Here is a 15,632-nt window from a genome sequence, read left to right on the forward strand (position 1 = left end):
CCAGTCGCACCGCCAGGGTTCCCGACCCGGGGACCGGCTACCATCGCGGCCGGACGAGCTCCACACCGACAGGAGGATGCCCATGACTGGGCAGAACGCTGAATTCATCCCACCCGCTCGGCCGGTGATCGGCGAAGCCGAGATCGAGGCCGCCGTGCGGGTGCTCCGCAGCGGCAAGGTGGTGCAGGGTCCCGAGGTCGCGGCCTTCGAGGAGGAGTTCGGTGAACTCGTCGCCGGGCGCCACTGCGTGGCGGTCAACTCGGGCACGTCCGCCCTCCAGCTGACCCTCATGGCCCTGGGCGTGGGCCCGGGTGACCAGGTGATCGTCCCGTCCTTCTCCTTCGCCGCCAGCGCCAACTCCGTCCGACTGGTGGGCGCCGAGCCCGTCTTCGTCGACATCGAGCCCGGCAGCTTCTGCGTCGACCCCGCCGCGGTGGAGGCGGCGGTCGGTCCCCGCACGGTGGCGATCATGCCCGTGCACCTCTACGGCCACCCGGCCGCGATGGACAAGATCATGGACATCGCCGCCCGGCACGGCCTCGCCGTGGTCGAGGACGCCGCCCAGGCTCACGGTGCGGCCCTCGACGGCCAGCCGGTCGGCGCCTTCGGCAGCGCGGGCTGCTTCAGCTTCTACCCCACCAAGAACATGCACTCCCTCGAGGGCGGCATGGTCACCACCGCCGACCCCGAGCTGGCCCGCACCCTGCGACTCCTGCGCAACCAGGGCATGGAGCAGCGGTACGCCAACGAGATCGTCGGCGCCAACATGCGGATGACCGACGTGGCCGCCGCCATCGGCCGGGTGCAGCTGCGCCAGCTCGCCGACTGGACCGAGCAGCGCCGCGCCAACGCCAAGTTCCTCGACTCGAAGATCACCGGCATGGTGACGCCGCCGGTGGCCGACAACGCCCGCCACGTCTACCACCAGTACACGGTGCGGGTGCGGGGCGACCGGGACGCGGCCCAGGCCCGCCTCACCGAGCTGGGCATCGGCAACGCGGTCTACTACCCGACCCCGATCCACCGGCTCAAGCCGTACCTCACCGAGGACGGCAAGCCGGGCCCGTGGGACCTGCCGGAGACCGAGCGGGCCGCCGCCGAGGTCGTCTCGCTGCCGGTGCACCCGTCGCTGAGCGAGGGTGACCTGGAGCGGATCGCCGAGGGCGCGAACCTGGCCGGCGGTGCCCGATGAGCGAGCGGAAGAGGCTGCGCGCCGGCCTCATCGGCCTGGGCGCCATGGGCCGCAACCACGCCCGGGTGCTGTCCAACCTGGACGGCGTCGAGCTGGTCGGCATCGTCGACCCGGCCGGCGACACCACCGGCACGCTCCGCGCCCCGGTCGTGCCGGAGCTGGGTGACCTGCTCAAGCTGGGCGTGGACTACGCGGTCGTCGCCTGCCCGACGGCCCTGCACGAGCAGATCGGCCTCGAACTGGCCGCCAACGGTGTGTCCGCGCTGATCGAGAAGCCGCTCGCGCAGTCGGTCGAGGCCGCGACGCGGCTGGTCGAGGCGTTCGAGGCGGCCGGGCTGGTCGCCGGTGTCGGGCACATCGAGCGCTACAACCCGGCCCTGCAGAACCTGCGGACCCGGCTGGAGGCCGGCGAGCTGGGCGAGGTGTTCCAGGTCGTCACCCGGCGGCAGGGTCCGTTCCCGCACCGGATCGCCGACGTCGGCGTGGTGATGGACCTCGCCACGCATGACATCGACCTGACCGCCTGGGTGACCGGGCAGGAGTACACGTCGGTGTCGGCGCGCACCGTCTCCCGCAGCGGCCGGCTGCACGAGGACATGGTGGCGGTCGTCGGCCAGCTCGCCGACGGCACGATGGTCAACCACCTGGTCAACTGGTTGAGCCCGCTCAAGGAGCGGTCCACGGTGATCACCGGCGACCGGGGTTGCTTCGTCGCCGACACCCTCACCGCCGACCTCACCTTCTACGCCAACGCGGCCATCGACACCGAGTGGGAGGCGCTGCGCGCGTTCCGCGGCGTCGCCGAGGGCGACATGGTCCGGTACGCCATCCCGAAGCGGGAGCCGCTGCTGGTCGAGCACGAGCGGTTCCGCGATGCGGTCGAGGGCAAGCAGAGCGACATCGTGACCCTCCGCCAGGGCCTGCGGACCGTCCAGGTGGCGGCCGGGCTGCTGGAGTCCGCCTCGGCCGGGACCACCGTCGACGTCGGCTCCTCGGTCGGCGGCGACGCGACCCGGGTGGGCACCACGATCTGACCGACCGACGCGGAGAGGCCCGGCCGACGGCCGGGCCTCTCCGCGTGGAGTGGACGGGCGCTGTCGTGACGCGGCGGAGCGACGTGCGCTCCCGGGTGACCGGAGACTCAGGGCCGGTCGGGCAGGCGGAACAACGCGTCGAAGTCGTGCCGGGTGACCGACCAGTCCCAGGTCGCCCGCGCGTGCGCCGCGGCGCTGCCGCCGGCGGTCCGCCACTGCTCCTCGCCGGTGGTCCCGGCCAGGATCCGCTGGGCAGCCTCCTCGGGCGTCCCCACCACCCAGTCCGCCGGGAACAGGGTGCGGGCGCCGCTGCGCTGGCGCGCGAAGAAGGGCCAGTCCCGCACCACCGGAAGCGCGCCGCTGGCGGCGCCCTCCACGAGGGCACAGTGGAAGCTTTCCCGGACCGAGGTGCTGAGGATGACGCCGACACGGGTCAGCGCCTCCGGAACGTCGGTGACGTGACCGACCCGGGTGACCGCGCCGGCCGTCTCCAGCTCGCGCAGGTCCCGGTCGAGCGCCGCCTGGTAGTCGCGCACCGCGCCACTGGCGGAGGTCTTCAAGCCGTCGCCGATCAGGAGCAGCCGGTACCGGGCATCGGCCCGGCGGAGCTCCCGGAGCACCTCGAGGGCCCACCGGGGGTCCTTCGCCACCGCGCCGACGCCCACGAGTCCCAGGGTGAACCGGGCCGACGGGTCCTTCGGCCTCGGATAGACGTCCAGGTCCATGGCGTTGGCGATCACGTGCAGGCGGGGGGCGTCCTCGCCGGCCAGGTCGGGGGACACCGCCGTGACCAGCTCCCGAAGGTGTTCGGAGACGAACACCAGGTCATCCACCCGGCTGAAGTCGACCAGGTGCGGCCAGAAGCTCAACGCCTCGAAGCTGTGCAACCGGATCACCACCCGGGTGTCGCCGGGGTCCACGAGCGTGACCAGAGCGGCGGTGGCCACGCACCAGTCGACGAAGAGCGTGTCCGCCCAGTCGAGATGCGGTCGCAGCCACTCCTCGACGCGCTCGCCGTACGGAGAGCTGCCGGTCACCAGGTGGTCGACGATCGGATCCACCCGCTTGATCAGCGGCCCGGCGGTGGGGTCGTCGGTCAGATGCAGGTAGCGGAACTCCACGGCGGGGTGTGCCGCGTACCGTTCCCGGATCTCGCGCAGGAAGTGCGGATTGCCGTTGGTCAGCACCAGCAACCGGAGCGGCCGGTCGGCCGGTGCCTCGGCCGCCGGCGTCCTGCGTCCCCGGGGCGCCAGCAGCGCCTGCCCCGTGACGCTGTCCCGGAGCGGCGCGAGGAAGGCCGAAGGGTCGTCCGCCAGCGGCGAGGTGAGCCGGTCGAAGTGCAGGCTCCGGTGGAACAGCACGCGCAGGGCGCGGTACAGGTGCCGGCCCGCGGCCCGCGGATCGCCGCCGGTGAACCGCTCGTCGGCCACCGCCAGCTCGGCGCGGACCGCCTCGGTGAGGTGCGGCGGCGTGCGACCCGCCGCCAGCTCGTCGGAGGCCTCCCGCATCAGCAGGTCGGCCCTCGTGCGCGAGTCGCTCGACCGCGCGAGCGCGGCCAGCGCCGCGCGGGCCTCCGCCGGCGTCCATCCGGCCTGCGTCATGCCGGTCCGCAGCCGGTGGGCCAGGGCACCCCGGGCCCGGGACGGCAGGATCGGAGTTCCGGTGACGCCGCGCAGCAGGCGGACCGCGGCGCGGTGACGTACGACGGCGGGAGAGGTCGCCCGGCGCAGGACCGGATCCAGTGGATTCCTCATGGCCGGTCGGCTCGCTGCACGGGCTGTCTCCGGTCGCTCGGGGGAGTTCCGGCCGGTCGGGCCGGGTGGGGGTGATCGACGGCTTGCATGTTAGCGTCAGGCGGTCTGGACGAAACGGCTGGGAAGGTTCGGGTGCCTGCAACCTCTTACCGGGACGTGGCCGTCATCACCCCGTGGTACCCGACCCGGGAGCTACCGTTCCGGGGTTCCTTCGTGCGGGCCATGGTGGACGCCACGGGTCCCGGCTGCGACCGCATGACCGTCCTGCACTGTGACGCCTGGGTCGCCAACCTCGACGGACCGGCCGACCGGCAGGTGATGGACGCGCACCGGGCGTTGACGCCGCGGGCGATGCACCGTAACCCCACCGTGGGCGGCGCCGACCTGGTCTACGTACCGGTCCCGGTGCCGCGGGGGCAGGGGCACGCCGACATCGCCCACCGGCACGACCTGGCCCTGGGCGCCGCACTGGGTGGCCGTCCGATCGACGCGTCGGTGGTCCACGCCCACGTCGGTCTGCCCAGCGGCTGGGCGGCGATCCGGCACGCCCGACCCGACGCCAAGGTGTTCGTCACCGAGCACGCGAGCTTCCTGGACAAGGTGCTGTCCACCCCGCAGGGCCGGGAGATGTACGACGAGGTGCTGCACCGCTGTTCGGGATTCCTCGCCGTCGGCGAGGGTGTACGCCGGCCGCTGGTCGAGGCGTTCCCGCACCACGCGGACCGGATCGGGGCGATCTCCAACCCCATCTCCTTCGACCAGCCGCGGCCGACTCCGGTCACCGCGCTGCGTCGCTGGCTGTTCGTCGGTGCGCTCTCCGAGCTCAAGGGCGTACCCCTGCTGCTGGAGGCCTTCGCCCGCTGCCACGCCGAGGACCGGTCGCTCACCCTCACCCTCGTCGGTGAGGGGGCGCTGCTGGCCTCGCTGACCGCGCGCGCCGCCGAACTCGGCGTCGCCGAGGCGGTGACCTTCACCGGCGCGATCCCGCCGGACGAGGCCCTGCGGCTGATGCGGGAGCACGACCTGCTGGTGCACCCGAGTCGCGCGGAGACCTTCGGGGTGGCCGTGGTCGAGGCGGTGGCGGCCGGTCTGCCGGTCCTGGTCACGCGCTGTGGTGGCCCGGAGCGGACCCTCGCCGGCATCGAGGACGCGGCGGGACTGCTGATCGACGTCACGGACGACCCGGAGACGATCGTCGCCGGCTACCGCGAGCTGCGGGCACGCCACCCGCACGGCCTGGACACCGCTCTCGCGCACAAGGTGCTCTCCGACCGGTACGGGTACGCTGCGGTGGCCCGCGCACATCACGACCTCTGGTTCGGCGAGGCGCCCGCGCGCCCGACCGCCTGAGTCGTCGCGACCTCGATCAGTTGGAGTGAGATGCACGTCCTGTTCCTGGCCATCGGGGGTACCCGCCGGCGCGCCGTGGTCGACGAGTCGGCCCAGGTCGTCGCCGACGGACACCGGGCGACGGTGGTGACCGACCGGGCCGCCCAGTGGAGCCGTGAGCAGTGGCACACGGGTGTGCGGGTCGTCGAGCTGGCCGAGATCGAGCAGCGCATGCCGGCGCTGCGGATCGAGCAGGCGGTGCTCTTCCGCGCGCCGAGGAAGGTGCTGCGGACGATCGGCCGCGGCCCGCTGCGCGGCGTCGCCCGTCGTGCCGAGAAGTCGTACGAGCGTCGCGTCGCCGCCCGTGCCCACCGGCTCTTCCTGCGTACCCGGGGGAAGGTGCGGGGTGACGCCCGCCCGCGCATGGTCGACGCGCTGGTTCGGCGGGGGCCCGCCGTCGATCTCGTGGTGGTGACCGACCCGGTGGCGATGCCGTACGCGGAACGTCTCACCGGCGGCGTGCGCCGCGCTTCGGCCCCAAGGGTCTGCTTCAGCTACGACTACGCTGGTTCGATGTCGAACGCCGCACAGGGGGACAAGTCATGAACCGGACGCGGGAACCGCGTCGTCCACGCATCCTGTACCTGTCGTTCTACTTCCCGCCCTCCCGGGCGAGTGGCGTGTACCGGGCGCGAGCCACCGCCAACTACCTGGCGGAGCACGGCTGGGACGTGACCGCCTTCGCGTCGCCGATCAGCTTCCTCCACGAGGTGATCGGGTCGGTCGACGAGCAACTGGCCGAGACCGTCGACCCCCGCATCCGGGTCGAGCGTCCTCCGCTGAGCCAGTTCGCCTGGGAGCGTGACCTGCGCCGGTTCAGCCGGTTCCGCGGTCTGTCGCCGGTCATGGCCGGCAAGGCCTACCGGCTGGGGTTGTCGAAGATCTTCCCCGAGCACTACCTCTCCTGGGCCGCCGCGTCGGTGCGCAGGGCGCTGGCGATGCACGCCCGCCGACGGTTCGACGTGGTGCTCGCCACCGGCAACCCGTTCGCCTCGTTCGCCGCCGCGTGGATGATCCACCGCCTGACCGGCGTGCCGTTCGCGGTGGACTACCGCGACGCGTGGACGCTGAACATGTTCGAGGAGAAACCGGCGTACCCCGACGGCCACCTGGCCTGGAAGTGGGAGCACCGGATCCTGCGTGACGCCGCGGCGTCCATCTTCGTCAACAACCCGTTGCGCACCTGGTACGCCGAGCGCTACCCGAACAGCGCCGACCGGATGATGGTCGTCCCGAACGGCTGGGATCCGGACCTGTTCGGCCAGAGCGAGCCGGTGGACGCGGCGTCGACCGACCCGACGCGGCCGCTGCGGTTCAGCTTCCTGGGCACCGTCAACAACACCCAGCCGGTGGAGCAGTTGGCGGACGCCTTCGAACGCGCGCGGCGCCATCCCGACCTGGCCGGCGCGCAACTGCACATCCACGGTCACCTGGGTTACTTCAAGCAGAGCCAGTCCGAGCTGATGAAGCGGATGGGACTGGCCGATGCGGCCGGGGAACCCGGAACGGACACCGGCATCACCTACCGGGGCGCGGTCTCGAAGACCGACGTCGGCCGGGTCTACCAGGACAGCGACGTGCTGGTCTTCCTGGCCGGCGGGGCGCGGTACGTGACGTCCGGCAAGATCTTCGAGTACATGGCCAGCGGCCGGCCGATCGTCTCGGTGCACGCGCCGGGGATCGCGGCACAGGACGTGCTGGCCGGCTATCCGCTGTGGTTCAACCCGAACAGCCTCGACGTGGACGAGATCGCCAACTCGATGATCGCCGCGGGCAAGGCGGCCCGGGACATGACCCCGCAGGTGCGGGCGGAGGCGCAGGCGCACGCCGCGGCCTTCACCCGGGAGGCGGTGACCGCGCCCCTGGAGGTACGACTGCGGGCCATGGTCAAGCGGACCATCGCGAGTGGGGCGGAGGCATCGTGACGACGGTACGCGAGAACAACCAGGCGGCGACGGCGACGGCGGGGCGGCAGCCGAGGGTGCTCCTGCTCTCCTTCAACCTCACACCGCACGATCGGGTCATCGAGCTGGCCACGCACCTGCTCGACCAGGGCGCCCGGGTCGACCTCCTGGTCATGGACGACGCGGGCTGGCAGGGGCTGGCCGGTCGGCCGAACCTGCGGATCCACTCCCTCGACGGCGCGGAGCGTCGGCACCTGGTCATGCGCGCCGAGCGGGCCGCCGTCTTCCGGGGGCCCGCCGCGGTGCTCACCGGCCTGGGGAAACTGACCGGCGAGCGGCCGGTGCGGCCACTGGTCAAGGGGCACCAGAGGGCCGCCGGGGCGTTCCACCGCCGGATCTTCATGAAGAGCTACGCCGCCGTCCGCCCGCTGGTGCTCTCCCGTCTCTTCGAGCGGCGCCTGCCGGCGTTCGGCATCGACGACGTGGACGTGATCGTCGCCTCGGACGTGCTGACGGTCACGCTCGGCTGGAAGCTCGCCAAGCGGTTCCCGAAGGCGATCGCGACCACCAGCCTGGACGCACCCGCCCTGCCCGCGGCCAACTGATCGCGGCAACCGGGGGCGGTACGACGACGGGGGTGACGGCCACGGCCGCCACCCCCGTTCTCGTACCGGTCTAGCGGGCCCGCTCGGCGAGGACCCGGACGACCTGCTCGGCGGCCCGCCCGTCGCCGAACGGCTCGTGGCGCGGGGCGGCCGGCGCGGGCCGGGTCGCGGTGGCGACCCAGTCGGCCTGGCCCAGCGCGACCGGGTTCGGCGCGAGCACGTTCCAGCCGTCGTGCAGGGTCTCCACCCACTCGGTCTCCGGCCGCAGCGTGGTGCACGGCCGGTCCAGCAGGTACGCCTCCTTCTGCAACCCGCCGGAATCGGTGATCACGCCGGCCGAACCGAGGACGGCCGCGACCAGCGCGCCGTACGGCAGCGGGCGGCCGACGTGCAGCGATCCGCCAGCCAGCTTCAGCCCCTGCTCGTTGGCGCGGGCGAGCAGCCGGGGATGGGCCAGCAGGGCGACCGGCACCGGCAGGTCGGCCAGCGCGGCCACCAGCGAGGCCAGCCGCTGCGGGTCGTCGGTGTTCTCGGCCCGGTGGAGTGTCGCCAGCAGGTACGGCCCGTCGGGGTCGATGCCCTCGGGCAGTTCCGGCCGGGGATTGCGGCCGGTCAGCACGGCGTCCCGGACCCGCAGGCAGACGTCGACCATCACGTCGCCGACCAGCACCGACCGGTTGGCCAGCCCCTCGGCGGCGAGGTGTCGCATCGCTTCCCCGGTGGGCGCGAGCAGCAGATCGGCGCAGTGGTCGGTGAGCACGCGGTTGTGCTCCTCCGGCATCCGCCGGTTGAACGAGCGCAGCCCCGCCTCGAGGTGCGCGACCGGCAGGTGCTGCTTCACGGCGGACAGCGCGCCGGCGAGGGTGGAGTTGGTGTCCCCGTAGACGAGCACCCAGTCCGGCCGGTGCTCCTCCAGCACCGGGTCCATCGCGGCCAGCGTCCGGCCGGTCTGCACGCCGTGGCTGCCGGAGCCGATACCGAGGTGGACGTCCGGGTCCGGGATGCCGAGGCCGGAGAAGAAGACGTCGGAGAGGTCGGCATCGTAGTGCTGGCCGGTGTGCACGATGACGTGCTCGTGCTCGGTGGCGGCGAACGCCGCCGCGATCGGTGCGAGTTTGACCAGCTGCGGTCGAGCCCCGACGATGCTGACGACCCTCATCTGCGACGTTCCTCCGATACCTTGTCCGCGGTCGGCGCCTGCGCGCCACACCCCCAGCTCACCGGTCGCCCGGCTGCCATCGACGACCGGTCCGATTCTGCGGCGGAACGGGCGAGTTGTCCGCCTCGCCGCGCCGACGGCGGCCTAGGCTAACATCGCCGCGACATCCACCGGACGGTGTGACCCGTCCTCATCACGTACGAGGGTTGCCGTGGTCGCTGAACCCCCGGTCGTCACCGAACCAGGTGCACGGGAATCCCCCTCCGTCGGGCCCCGCACGTGGTCACCGGTAGCCCGCCGGCTGGACCTCGTCCTGGTCGGTCTGATCGTCGCGTACGTCGTCGCGCGGTCGAGCCTGGCGCTCCGGGTGGAGCCCTTCCGTACCTTCGACTCCCGCTCCTATCTGGGCCTGACGGACGGGCCGGATCCCACGGCGACGCTGTCCTTCACCGGCCAGGCGCCCCGTCTGTGGGGTGCGCCGCTGCTCTACTCGCTGGTCGGGGCGGACGAGGGCCGGGCGTTGCTCCAGGCCCTCGTCGGCGTGCTCGGGTGGACCGCCCTGGTCGTCGCGCTCTGGATCACGCTGCGTAGCCCGGTCGCCCGGGTACTGGCCGCGGTGGCCCTGTTCGGGCTGGCACTGACGCCACCGGCCTACGTGTGGGACCACACCATGATCTCCGAGTCGCTCTCGATCAACCTGGGGCTGCTCACCGTCGGTCTGGGAGGGATCTGGTGGCGCACCCGGTCGCGGGTCGCCGCCGCCGCCATGGCGGCAACGGCTTTCTGGTGGATCTTCACCCGGCAGGACATGCTGCTCTTCGTCGGTCTCGTCCTGATCGCGGTGGTCGTGCTGGCCTGGCGCAGCCGGCCGCACCGCCACGCGGCGGTGGCCGTGGTGCTCGTGCTCGGCGTCGGACTGGCCTGGACCGCGGCGATCGCCGGCCCCACCGACCGGACCTTCGCCAGGTGGAGCGCCTCGGGCCACTCGCAGACCGAGGAGACCTTCCTCTACCGGCTGATGATCGACGTGATGGACGACCGACGGATGCGGGAGGTCTACCACGAGGAACTCGGCATGCCGGTGTGCCGCCCGCTGGAGAAGGTGACCAACAGCACGTCGTGGAACGTCCGGCGGGTGGGGCACGCGTACCGGGCCTGCCCGGACCTGAGGGCGTGGGCGGACGAGAACAAGATGACGGTGGGCTACCGGTACGCCGTGGCGGACCCTCGGCACTTCGCCCGCACGATGGAGGAGAAGTTCACCGTCGCGCTGGGCGGCCGCAGCCTGGGCACCTACGGTCGCCCTGCCGCGCTCCTGCCGGCGGGTGTGCAGGCGGCGTACTTCCCTCCCGAGCGGCTCGTCCTGCCGCTGGTCGCCGCCACCGCCCTGCTCGCCGCGCTCGCCGGCTGGGCCACGGGTGCGGTGCGCCGACGGCGGGTTCTGCTGGTGGCGGGTGCGGTGGCCGTGGTGGGCAGCCTGGTCAGCACCCTGGCCGGTCTGATGCTGTCGGCCGGTGAGTTCGCGCGGTTCGGCATCCAGGAGTCGCTCTACCTCCGGATCGGTCTTCTCGTCCTGCTGCTCGCGGCGCTGGACGCGGCGCTCGAGCGGCGCGCTCGCGCCGGTCAGGGAGACGCGCCGGGGCCGCGGCCCTCACCGCCCATCGACGGGGATTGATCGACGTCCCCTACGGCCCGCCCCGATCCCCTACAGTCGTCATCCGGAACGACCGGTGGCGCAGCGGCGTCGCCATCAGCGGGTAGAACGTGGGGTTGAGGACATGGGTGAACCGAGCGACCGCGACGCGCCCGGCGGCGCGACAGGGGGCGGTGGCACGGGTGCCGCGGTCGCGGACCGTCCCGTCGCGCAGGCCGCCCCCGCGCCGCGCTGGCGCTGGTGGCCGTGGCTGGCGATGGTGGCCGTCGGGGCTGCTCTCTGGGGTTTCTGGTGGTGGAGCCAGACGCTCGCCCCGCTCGGCTGGGGCTACTTCGCGCGGCGGCCGATCTACGGCGTGTTCATCCCGCTCTGGGACGCCCTGGCGCTCTGGGTGATCCCGGCGGGCGTGCTGCTCGCCGGCCTCGGCTGGATGGTCAGCTCGTGGCGTCGCCTGCCCGCCGCCGCCGCGCTGCTGCTGGTGGTGCTGGCCGGACTGGCGACCGCCACCGCGGTCGCCCTGGTGCGGGGCGACCCCGAGGACCTGACCCGGGGGATCTCCACCCACCGGAACGCTCCCTATTACACGTCCGACCTGCACTTCGTCTACGAGTACAGGCTGCGCGGCTTCGTCGAGCGGCACCCCGAGCTCAGCGAGCGGTTCCACTCGTACAACTCGCGCACCCACCCCGCCGGGGTCTTCGTCTTCCTGTTCCTGCTGTTCAAGATCTTCGGCTCCGCGCAGAAGCTGTGGATCGCCGTCACCATCGCCCTCATCGCCTTCACCGCAGCGGTCGCCACCTGGCTGATCGGCCGTACGCTGGGCGGCGAGCGGGCCGGCCGGATCGGCGCGGTGCTGTTCGCCGCCTCCCCGGGGCCGCTGATGCTCGCGTACAGCAACCTGGACACGGTCTTCGCGGTCCCGATGGCCCTGAGCGTGGGGCTGTTCGTGCTCGCCGTGCACCGTCGGTCGGCGCCGATCGCCGCCGCCGGCGGCGCCGTGCTGGGCGTGGGCACCCTGATGACGTTCGCCACTTCCTTCGTCGTCATCGCCGCCGTGGTGGCGGTGCTTGTGCAGTGTGGGTGGCGCACCGGCGGGCGGTTGCTGGCCGCTGCCGCCGGCGGTGGCGTCGCCGTCCTGGCGCTGGCCTGGTTGGTGCTCGGTCTCAACGTCTTCGCCTCGTACCTGGTCTCGCCCCGGGTCTCGGGCTACTCGACGACGTACTGGATGGTGGGGAGCCCGGCGGCCTGGCTGATGTACGCGGGCCTGCCACTGGCCGCGCTCGGTGTCGTGGGCCTGTTCCGGAAGGTGCCCGGGGCCCGCCGGCCGGTGCTCATCACCGTGCTCGTCCTCTTCATGGTCCTGTGGGCGGCGCTGCCGTCGGAGCTGACCAAGCTGCGACCCGGGGAGGTCGAGCGGACGTGGGCGTTCCTCTACCCGCTCGTCGCCGCCACGGCGGGCCTCGTGGTCGACCGGTGGACCGCCGGCTTCCGGCGGCCGTGGGCCCGGGGCGCCGTGGTCGCCGTCCTGGTTCTGCTGTCGGTCGGTCAGGCCGTCCTGATCCAGGGCTTCTACCACAACTTCTTCTGAGGTCGGCCCTGACCTGCGTCGGGAGGGCCGGCGACGAGGCCGGGGTCGGCGTCCGGTGGCCTACCGTAGACTCGCGGAGGCTCGTGGCGAGGCTTCCGGCGTGCGCCGGTCCGCTACGTGCCATCCCCAGGTGTATCGGAGTCCGCAGAGAGGCGGAGACGGGCAGATGGCATTCGACGAGGCTGCTGCGCACCCCGGCGCTCGCGGCCGGGTTGTCATGCTGGTCGACAACGGTGTGCACGGCGACTCCCGGGTGCAGAAGACCGCCCGGTCGGCCGCCGACGCCGGTTGGGACGTCGTCCTGCTGGGCCGCTCGCCCGGCGGGGTCGCGCAGTCGTGGCGACTGGGCGCCGCCGAGGTGCGGCTGCTGGCAATGCCCGCGCCGCTGGCCCGGCGCCGCCACGAGTTCCGCCGGGCCTGGCTGCGCTGGCCCCTGGCGTACCCGCCCAACGGGATCGCCGCCCACCGCCAGCAGACCGTCAAGGCCTGGCAGGCCGACCTCATGGTACGAGCCGCGCAGTTGGCCGCCGCCGGCCCGGGAACCCCCCGACTGGGGCTGCGCAAGCGCCTGCTCCGGGCCGAGCAGGTCGCCGCGAAGCTGACCAGGACATGGGTGTCCGGGCGGTACTGGATGCTCACCCAGGCCCGCACCCGCCGCCGGTTCCGCAATCCGTGGGACCGGGCGTACACGCGCTTCTGGCAGACCGTCAAGGGCGACGGCGCGTGGCGCCGGCTGGAGCCGGGGCTGTGGGACTACGAGCTGGCCTACGGGCCGGTCGTCGACGAGCTGCGCCCCGACCTGATCCACGCCAACGACTTCCGGATGCTCGGCGTCGCCGCCCGCGCCAAGATCCGCGCCGCCGCCGAGGGGCGCGAGATCAAGGTGGTCTGGGACGCCCACGAGTTCCTGCCCGGGCTGAAGCCCTGGCAGGACAACGCGCGCTGGCTGCCCGCGCACCGCGCCCACGAGCGGGAGTACGCCCCGTACGCCGACGCGGTGATGACCGTCTCCGACGGCCTCGCCGAGCTGTTGCGACGGGAGCACCACCTGACCACCATGCCCGACGTGGTGCTCAACGCTCCGGCGGCGCTCACCGAGGATCTCGACCCGGACGCCCCCGCCCCGGACCTGCGCGCCCTCTGCGGGATCGGCCCGGACGTGCCGCTGCTGGTCTACAGCGGGGCGGCGGCGCGGCAGCGCGGCCTGGACGTCATGGTCGACGCGTTGCCGCAGCTGCCCGGGGTGCACGTGGCGCTCGTGGTGAACAAGCCGGAGGGCCCCTACGTCTCGGGCGTGCTCGCCCGGGCCCGGAAGCTCGGCGTCGCCGACCGGGTGCACGCGCTGCCGTACGTGGCGCACTGGCAGGTGGTGCCGTTCCTCGCCGCGGCCGACGCCGGGGTGATCCCGATCCACCACTGGCCCAACCACGAGATCGCGCTCATCACCAAGTTCTTCGAGTACTCGCACGCGCGGCTGCCGCTGGTGGTCAGCGACGTGAAGACGATGGCCGGCACCGTGCGGGACACCGGTCAGGGTGAGGTGTTCCGGGCCGAGGACGTCGACGACTACCTCCGCGCGGTGCGGGCGGTGCTCGCCGACCCGGCGCGCTACCGGGCCGCGTACGACCGGCCCGGCCTGCTGCGCAGCTGGACCTGGGAGGCTCAGGCCGAGGTGCTCGACCAGGTCTACCGGCGGCTGCTGCCGGACGCGCCGGCCGCCACCTCCGCCGGTGGGCCGACGGCGGTGTCGGGCGGGCCGGGCGAACCACGACCGGCCATCGGGGTCGGCACGTGAGTGTTCCCGACGTCACCGTCGTCACCGCCGTCTACAACACCATGCCGTACCTGACGCGGTGCCTGACGTCGCTGGTGGAACAGACGATCGGTCGGGACCGGCTGGAGATCGTCGCGGTCGACGACGGCTCGACCGACGGCAGCGGCCGGGAGCTGGACCGGTTCGCCCGGATGTACCCGGGCACGGTGAAGGTGCTGCACCAGGCGAACTCGGGGGGCCCGGCCGGGCCGAGCAACCGGGCGCTGGAACACGCCACCGGCCGGTACGTCTTCTTCATCGGCTCCGACGACTACCTCGGCCCACAGGCGCTGGAGCGACTGGTCGCCGCCGCCGACCGGTGGGACTCCGACGTGGTCCTCGGCAAACTCGTCGGGGTCAACAGCCGCTACATCCACCAGGCGATCTACGCGGAGAACGCGGCCGAGGTCGACCTGTTCGACTCGGCGCTGCCCTGGTCGCTGTCGAACACCAAGCTGTTCCGGCGCGAGCTGATCGAGAAGTACGGGCTGCGCTACCCCGAGGACATGCCGGTCGGCAGCGACCAGCCGTTCACCATCGAGGCCTGCGTACGCGCCCGGCGGATCTCGGTGCTCGCCGACTACGACTACTACTACGCGGTGCGCCGGCTCAACGCCCGCAACATCACCTACAAGAGCCGGCACCGGGAACGGCTGCGCTGCGCGGAGGAGATCGTCGCCTTCGTCGCCGGCCTGATCGAGGCCGGTCCCCGGCGTGACGCCGTGCTGCTGCGGCACTTCACCTGGGAGATCGCCAAGCTCCTGGAGAACGACTTCCTGGGCCTGGAACGGGACGTCCAGTCCGACGTCGCCGCGGGCGTACGCGCACTGGCCGAGGCGTACCTGACCGACCGCATCCGCGACCAGCTTCCGGTGGAGGCGCGGATCCGGCTGGCCGCCGCCCGCTACGGCGACGTCGACCACCTGCTCGCGGTGATCCGCCAGGACGCGGAGCTGGGCATCCCACCGGCGGTGGTGGACGGCGACCGCTGGTACGCCGGCTACCCCGGGTTCCGCGACCCGCAGCTCGGCATTCCCGACGCCTGGTACGACGTCACCGCCGGCGCCGCCGACTGGGTCGCCCGGCTGGACACCGTGTCGGCGGCCTTCGAGGGCAACCGCGCGCTGCTGGTGACCGCCCGCAGCCCCCGCCCCGACCTGGCGGAGCTCACCGATGCGGTGGCCCTGGCCGCCGGAGACGTGGTGGGCACCACGGTCTCGGTGGTCGCCGACGCCACGGGCACGACCGTCCGGGCCCGCCTACCGTTGGACCCTCTGGTGGCGGACACCGCGCCCGGTGGCGAGCTGCGTACCGTCCAGGCCCGGGTCGAGGCGTTCGGCGCCACCGGCGTGGCGGCGCTGCGCGGGGCGCGGCGGCCCGTGCCGCAACGGACCGTGGTGCGCCGGGGCGCCCGCCTGCACGTCCTCACCACCACCACCAACCACAAGGGTCAGCTCGTCATCGCCGTGGCACCCGTGACGCCGCGCCGGCTCGTGGCCCGCCTGCGGGGCCGGCTTCCACTAGGAGGAAAGTAGTAGTC

At 72.9% G+C, this 15,632-nt stretch carries 12 protein-coding genes; 10 read left to right on the forward strand and 2 right to left on the reverse strand.

The window, feature by feature from the left end; genetic code table 11:
• Positions 1–82 precede the first annotated feature (82 nt).
• Positions 83–1,192 (forward strand): DegT/DnrJ/EryC1/StrS family aminotransferase, encoded by a 1,110-nt coding sequence (locus tag ACTMSW_RS27540; protein WP_441183612.1) that lies wholly within the window; start codon positions 83–85, stop codon positions 1,190–1,192.
• Complete coding sequence (locus ACTMSW_RS27545; RefSeq protein ID WP_441183614.1) at positions 1,189–2,226, forward strand: Gfo/Idh/MocA family protein; 1,038 nt, start codon at positions 1,189–1,191, stop codon at positions 2,224–2,226. The genes ACTMSW_RS27540 and ACTMSW_RS27545 overlap by 4 nt, the downstream gene beginning before the upstream one ends.
• A gap of 107 nt (positions 2,227–2,333) precedes the next feature.
• On the opposite strand, the gene ACTMSW_RS27550 is transcribed toward ACTMSW_RS27545, so the two are convergent.
• Positions 2,334–3,980 (reverse strand): glycosyltransferase, encoded by a 1,647-nt coding sequence (locus tag ACTMSW_RS27550; RefSeq protein WP_441183616.1) that lies wholly within the window; start codon positions 3,978–3,980, stop codon positions 2,334–2,336.
• 132 nt (positions 3,981–4,112) lie between these two features.
• On the opposite strand from ACTMSW_RS27550, the gene ACTMSW_RS27555 reads away from it, so the two are divergent.
• The 4 genes from ACTMSW_RS27555 to ACTMSW_RS27570 are packed head-to-tail and all read left to right on the forward strand — an operon-like array spanning position 4,113 to position 7,878.
• Positions 4,113–5,330, forward strand: coding sequence for a glycosyltransferase (locus ACTMSW_RS27555; RefSeq protein WP_441183617.1), 1,218 nt, complete (start codon positions 4,113–4,115; stop codon positions 5,328–5,330).
• A gap of 30 nt (positions 5,331–5,360) precedes the next feature.
• Positions 5,361–5,915 carry a hypothetical protein gene (locus ACTMSW_RS27560; RefSeq protein ID WP_441183618.1) on the forward strand — a complete coding sequence of 185 codons (555 nt, stop codon included), beginning with the start codon at positions 5,361–5,363 and terminating at the stop codon, positions 5,913–5,915.
• Positions 5,912–7,294, forward strand: a complete 1,383-nt coding sequence (locus ACTMSW_RS27565; protein WP_441183619.1) for a glycosyltransferase — start codon at positions 5,912–5,914, stop codon at positions 7,292–7,294. The genes ACTMSW_RS27560 and ACTMSW_RS27565 overlap by 4 nt, the downstream gene beginning before the upstream one ends.
• A complete protein-coding gene (locus ACTMSW_RS27570) occupies positions 7,291–7,878 on the forward strand; it encodes a hypothetical protein (protein WP_441183620.1) in 588 nt (195 codons plus the stop codon). The genes ACTMSW_RS27565 and ACTMSW_RS27570 overlap by 4 nt, the downstream gene beginning before the upstream one ends.
• Positions 7,879–7,948: 70 nt before the next feature.
• On the opposite strand, the gene wecB is transcribed toward ACTMSW_RS27570, so the two are convergent.
• A complete protein-coding gene (gene wecB, locus ACTMSW_RS27575) occupies positions 7,949–9,037 on the reverse strand; it encodes a non-hydrolyzing UDP-N-acetylglucosamine 2-epimerase (RefSeq protein WP_441183621.1) in 1,089 nt (362 codons plus the stop codon).
• Between the two features lie 211 nt (positions 9,038–9,248).
• Between wecB and ACTMSW_RS27580 the strand changes: the two genes are divergently transcribed.
• From ACTMSW_RS27580 to ACTMSW_RS27595, 4 genes are all read left to right on the forward strand, one after another.
• A complete protein-coding gene (locus ACTMSW_RS27580; RefSeq protein ID WP_441183622.1) occupies positions 9,249–10,712 on the forward strand; it encodes a hypothetical protein in 1,464 nt (487 codons plus the stop codon).
• Between the two features lie 103 nt (positions 10,713–10,815).
• Positions 10,816–12,279 carry a glycosyltransferase family 39 protein gene (locus tag ACTMSW_RS27585; protein ID WP_441183623.1) on the forward strand — a complete coding sequence of 488 codons (1,464 nt, stop codon included), beginning with the start codon at positions 10,816–10,818 and terminating at the stop codon, positions 12,277–12,279.
• A 166-nt stretch (positions 12,280–12,445) separates the two neighbouring features.
• Positions 12,446–14,074: a glycosyltransferase family 4 protein gene (locus ACTMSW_RS27590; protein WP_441183625.1), complete on the forward strand. Its 1,629-nt coding sequence runs from the start codon at positions 12,446–12,448 to the stop codon at positions 14,072–14,074.
• Positions 14,071–15,627, forward strand: a complete 1,557-nt coding sequence (locus ACTMSW_RS27595; protein WP_441183626.1) for a glycosyltransferase family 2 protein — start codon at positions 14,071–14,073, stop codon at positions 15,625–15,627. Before ACTMSW_RS27590 ends, ACTMSW_RS27595 begins: the two co-directional genes overlap by 4 nt.
• Positions 15,628–15,632 lie beyond the last annotated feature (5 nt).

The sequence above is a fragment of the Micromonospora sp. BQ11 genome (assembly GCF_052068135.1).
GTDB lineage: Bacteria > Actinomycetota > Actinomycetes > Mycobacteriales > Micromonosporaceae > Micromonospora.

Coding starts and splice junctions, on each gene's coding strand:
- ACTMSW_RS27540 (WP_441183612.1), top strand. CDS start 83: ATGACTGGGCAGAACGCTGAATTCATCCCACCCGCTCGGCCGGTGATC.
- ACTMSW_RS27545 (WP_441183614.1), top strand. CDS start 1,189: ATGAGCGAGCGGAAGAGGCTGCGCGCCGGCCTCATCGGCCTGGGCGCC.
- ACTMSW_RS27560 (WP_441183618.1), top strand. CDS start 5,361: ATGCACGTCCTGTTCCTGGCCATCGGGGGTACCCGCCGGCGCGCCGTG.
- ACTMSW_RS27565 (WP_441183619.1), top strand. CDS start 5,912: ATGAACCGGACGCGGGAACCGCGTCGTCCACGCATCCTGTACCTGTCG.
- ACTMSW_RS27585 (WP_441183623.1), top strand. CDS start 10,816: ATGGGTGAACCGAGCGACCGCGACGCGCCCGGCGGCGCGACAGGGGGC.
- ACTMSW_RS27550 (WP_441183616.1), bottom strand. CDS start 3,980: ATGAGGAATCCACTGGATCCGGTCCTGCGCCGGGCGACCTCTCCCGCC.
- ACTMSW_RS27590 (WP_441183625.1), top strand. CDS start 12,446: ATGGCATTCGACGAGGCTGCTGCGCACCCCGGCGCTCGCGGCCGGGTT.
- wecB (WP_441183621.1), bottom strand. CDS start 9,037: ATGAGGGTCGTCAGCATCGTCGGGGCTCGACCGCAGCTGGTCAAACTC.